The 3849-nt window shown below is 39.3% G+C and carries 4 protein-coding genes and 1 pseudogene; 3 read left to right on the top strand and 2 right to left on the bottom strand.

The features are described from left to right. A pseudogene (locus tag Q1R07_RS10910) lies at positions 1–518 on the bottom strand (hypothetical protein); the annotation flags it as partial. A 260-nt stretch (positions 519–778) separates the two neighbouring features. Here Q1R07_RS10910 and Q1R07_RS10905 point away from each other — a divergent pair. The 3 genes from Q1R07_RS10905 (at position 779) to Q1R07_RS10895 (ending at position 3609) form a co-directional block, all read left to right on the top strand. Further along, complete coding sequence (locus tag Q1R07_RS10905) at positions 779–1876, top strand: histidine kinase (protein ID WP_300489879.1); 1098 nt, start codon at positions 779–781, stop codon at positions 1874–1876. Next, the gene (locus Q1R07_RS10900) at positions 1854–2579 is read left to right on the top strand and encodes a LytTR family DNA-binding domain-containing protein (RefSeq protein WP_300489877.1); all 726 of its coding nucleotides are present in this window, start codon (positions 1854–1856) and stop codon (positions 2577–2579) included. The genes Q1R07_RS10905 and Q1R07_RS10900 overlap by 23 nt, the downstream gene beginning before the upstream one ends. Before the next feature lie 91 nt (positions 2580–2670). Then, positions 2671–3609: a 2-dehydropantoate 2-reductase gene (locus Q1R07_RS10895; protein ID WP_300489874.1), complete on the top strand. Its 939-nt coding sequence runs from the start codon at positions 2671–2673 to the stop codon at positions 3607–3609. A 36-nt stretch (positions 3610–3645) separates the two neighbouring features. Here the strand turns inward: Q1R07_RS10895 and Q1R07_RS10890 are convergent. Continuing rightward, a partial coding sequence (locus tag Q1R07_RS10890) for a hypothetical protein (RefSeq protein WP_300489872.1) occupies positions 3646–3849 on the bottom strand: 204 nt, incomplete at its 5' end.

The raw sequence follows: 3849 nt of genomic DNA, 5'->3' as shown, positions 1-3849 counted from the left end.
AAAGTTCCCGAAACCAATCCTTTTACCCTTTCAAAATGTTGCTCACTTCCATCAACAACCAAACTCGAGGTAAACACCGCTGTTTTGCCGAACAATTTTGAGAAATATGAAAAATTGAGCGTTTCATAATGATAATGGTAATCCTTCTGCATCCCATCGATTCGTTCTTCCGGCAGTGTCAAATCGGTTCCCGTACGGGTATAATTATAGGCTAAGGTCGCTCCGAGCATCCATTTTTGTGTTTTAATAAAATTAAAAGTGGTGCTTACCTTTAGCTGCGAGAAGTCGGTAACTTTACTTTCCGGCAAGGTTATATTTCCCAGTTTGGAGGTGTAGTTATAAGGTGCTACCGTCGTATATTCGATATTCAAAGGACGTACAATTGCAAATTTATTCGCACCATAAGTCAATGCCCGTCGAGCCATACTCACGCTATCCTGTTTTTTTGTGTCGTTTTCCTGAGATAACATCGGTGTTGTAAAACAAAAAAGTCCCACTGCAAAAAATACATTTTTCATTTCTACCATTTGTTTTTTAAGATTTTAATCCAAATTGTCTCAAATAGTCTCCGGAAGTTGGTAAACGACTACAATTCGATTATTAATTCCGGCAAAGGAAAAGATTAGGTCTTTTGCATTTTATTTTTTATACCAACCGCCTTGCAATTTATACGTAAAGGGTACTTTGTTGCGTTTTGTATAAAACGAATGGCGTTTTGTATATTTTTTTTATAGCATAGCACTTTCAACCTACATTTGATCCGGTTATTTTTTTAAACATGGAATACAACACACAGGAAGTCCGCAATAGTTGGATTATTCGATTTATAATCGATAGCGATTACCGGATTTTACGCCATTTCGTACTCTTGTCGGGAATTCTGGCCGTTATCGCATTTTCCCGCGAAATAACGGAATATCCAAGTCCGTATAACTATTACCGACTTGCGTGTATATACGGTTCTATTATCGCGATGAGTTATATTAATATGTACTTTCTCGTTCCTCAGTTTTTCTTTAAAGGCCGCTACCTTTTGTATATTTTACTTTTATTGGCATTGGTTATCGCCTGGATGATGATCATTGGTATTTTACTCGGTGCTTATAATCCGGAATACATTGTGATACGGCATAAGCATGATAATCATTTGCGCGGCTATTATGAAGGCACCATCATTTTAATGCCAATTATCCTGGTTACTACAATGATCAAATTATTTCAACGATGGACTATCGATACGGAACGCATCAATGAATTAAATAATATTACGCTCACTATGGAGCTAAACGAGCTTCGGAACCAGATCAATCCCCATTTTTTGTTTAATATGCTCAACGGGATTAAAGCTCTGGTTCGAACCGATGTCGACAAAGCCACAACAGTGATCCTGCAACTGTCTGAGTTTTTGCGCTATCAATTGTACGAAAATAATGAGGTGAAAATTCCGCTAAAATCAGAAATTGACTTTTTATCCAACTTTCTCGAACTGGAAAAAATCAGACGCGACAATCTTTCGGTAACTTTATCCTGTTCGATCGATCCGTCGGTTATAAACAATATGCTATTACCGCCGAGTCTTTTTACCATTTTTGTAGAAAATGCCGTCAAACACAGTATTAATATAAGCGGCGCCCAGTCCGATATTACGATCCGGATTGAAACAGAGGGCACGATGCTCTGTTTTTACTGTTATAATTCGATAGATCCCGACTATATTCCGTCTGTCGATAAAAAGAAAGGCGGTTTGGGTTTATTAAATATCAAACGCCGATTGGATCTTTTATACGGAAAAGCCCATACCTTAACCCTGGCCCATACAAAATCGGCGTATAACGTTACCTTAAAAATCCCCTATGAACTGTATTCTATTAGATGATGAACCTCTTGCCCGAGCCGAAATGGAAGCACTTATTCAGGAAGTGTCGAATCTTACCATACTCGGAAAGTTTGCCAATGCACCGGCCGCGCAGCAATTTTTAAATACCACTAAAGTCGATCTTATCTTTCTGGATATCGAAATGCCAATGGTTTCCGGACTGGAGTTTGCAGAACAACTTCCCAAAAATACCTTGCTTATTTTTACCACGGCCTATCCCCAATATGCTTTAAAAAGTTACGATTTGGACGCTATCGACTATCTGTTAAAACCGATCGAAAAATCGAGATTGCAAAGAGCTATTCAGAAAGCGGAAACCTATACAAAACTATTGGCCGATACAGCCAATACAACGACATGGGAATCGAATACGGAAGATTTTATGATCATTAAATCTGACCGTCGGTTTTATAAAATCCATTTTACGGATATTTTGTATGTCGAAGGACTTAAAGATTATGTCGTTTTATATACCGGCTCGCAAAAATTAATTACCGCAATGAACCTGAAAACGATCCATCAGAAAATGCCACAGGATCTTTTTCTACGCGTGAGCAAATCGTATGTGGTAAATATAAAACGGATTGACTCTTTTGATCATCATAGCCTTTATCTGGGCGATAATGAAATTCCTTTGGGAGAAGTTTACAAAAAAGATTTTTTTAAGGCCTATTTGGGCGATTCCTTATATCCCGATACGTAATCGTATTTGGAATTTTAGGGAAACCGGTAGCATTAAAAAACATCTTGACAACCCATTTTTTTCGCTTAACTTTCTACAAAAATAAAATGTGATGACAACCATATTAATTGCTGGAATCGGTGGTGTTGGCGGCTATTTTGGCGGACTACTGGCGAAAGCCTTTCAAAACGATACTAGTGTAGCCGTGCAATTTCTGGCCCGGGGCAAAAACCTCGATGCGATTCGCGCCAATGGTCTTACGATTGTGAAAGGCTCGGATAGTAGTACTGTTTTTCCGCAAAAAGCGAGCGATACACCTTCCGATCTTGACAAAGCCGACTACATCATTCTGTGTACAAAAACCTACGATCTGGAGTCGACATTAGTACAATTGCAAGACTGTATCACCGAAAAAACCGTTATCCTTCCGTTACTTAACGGACTGGACAGTACGCCAAAAATCAAGCGTCATTACCCAAACATAACAGTGTTGGAAGGCTGCATCTATCTGGTTTCCCGTCTGTCGGCTCCCGGAATCGTAACCAATAGCGGAAACATCGAAAGTCTGTTTTTTGGCTCCGATAAGGCATCGGACGAACGTCTTTTACAACTGGAAACGCTTTTAAAACAAGCCGAAATTCAGGCCTCCCTAACTCAGGATATCATATCGGTAGTTTGGAAAAAATTTATATTCGTATCGGCCATCGCTACGGCTACTTCTTTTTATGATCAGTCAGTTGGTGAAATCCTTGAAAATCCGGACAAACGCGATACGTTACTAGCACTGCTAACAGAAGTTTACACATTGGCCAAAGCCAAACACATACCGCTACCGGAAGATAGTGTTGCGACTACCTTAGCCAATATAGAAACGCTTCCGTTTGCCGCAACCTCATCGTTACATAGTGATTTTAAAAATAAAAAAAAACAAACCGAATTGGATGCTTTAACCGGCTATGTAGTTTTCGAAGGGCTTATTTATGGTGTTGCAACACCGGTTTACGAAAAATTATATACGGCTTTAAAAGCCAAAAAGAAACCGGCCTTATAAGACTAAGACCGGTTTTTATATTGATCAAAAGTTGAATTAAACGGAAACAGAAACCGGTTGCAACGTAGTCAATAAGTCTACAATCGCATTAAACGTTTTCTCACCTGTACCGTTGTCGATCAGATATTCCGAAGCGGTAGCGATTAACGAATCAATATTTCCCGGATCGATATTATCCATATGCGTTTGCCCCTGAATAATAGGCGGTTCCAATCGGTAATACGTAAGCCCCGAAGCGGT

The organism is Flavobacterium sp. (assembly GCF_030146175.1).
In the GTDB taxonomy this organism is placed as follows: Bacteria; Bacteroidota; Bacteroidia; order Flavobacteriales; family Flavobacteriaceae; genus Flavobacterium.
This window is presented reverse-complemented; position numbering and strand designations above follow the sequence as displayed.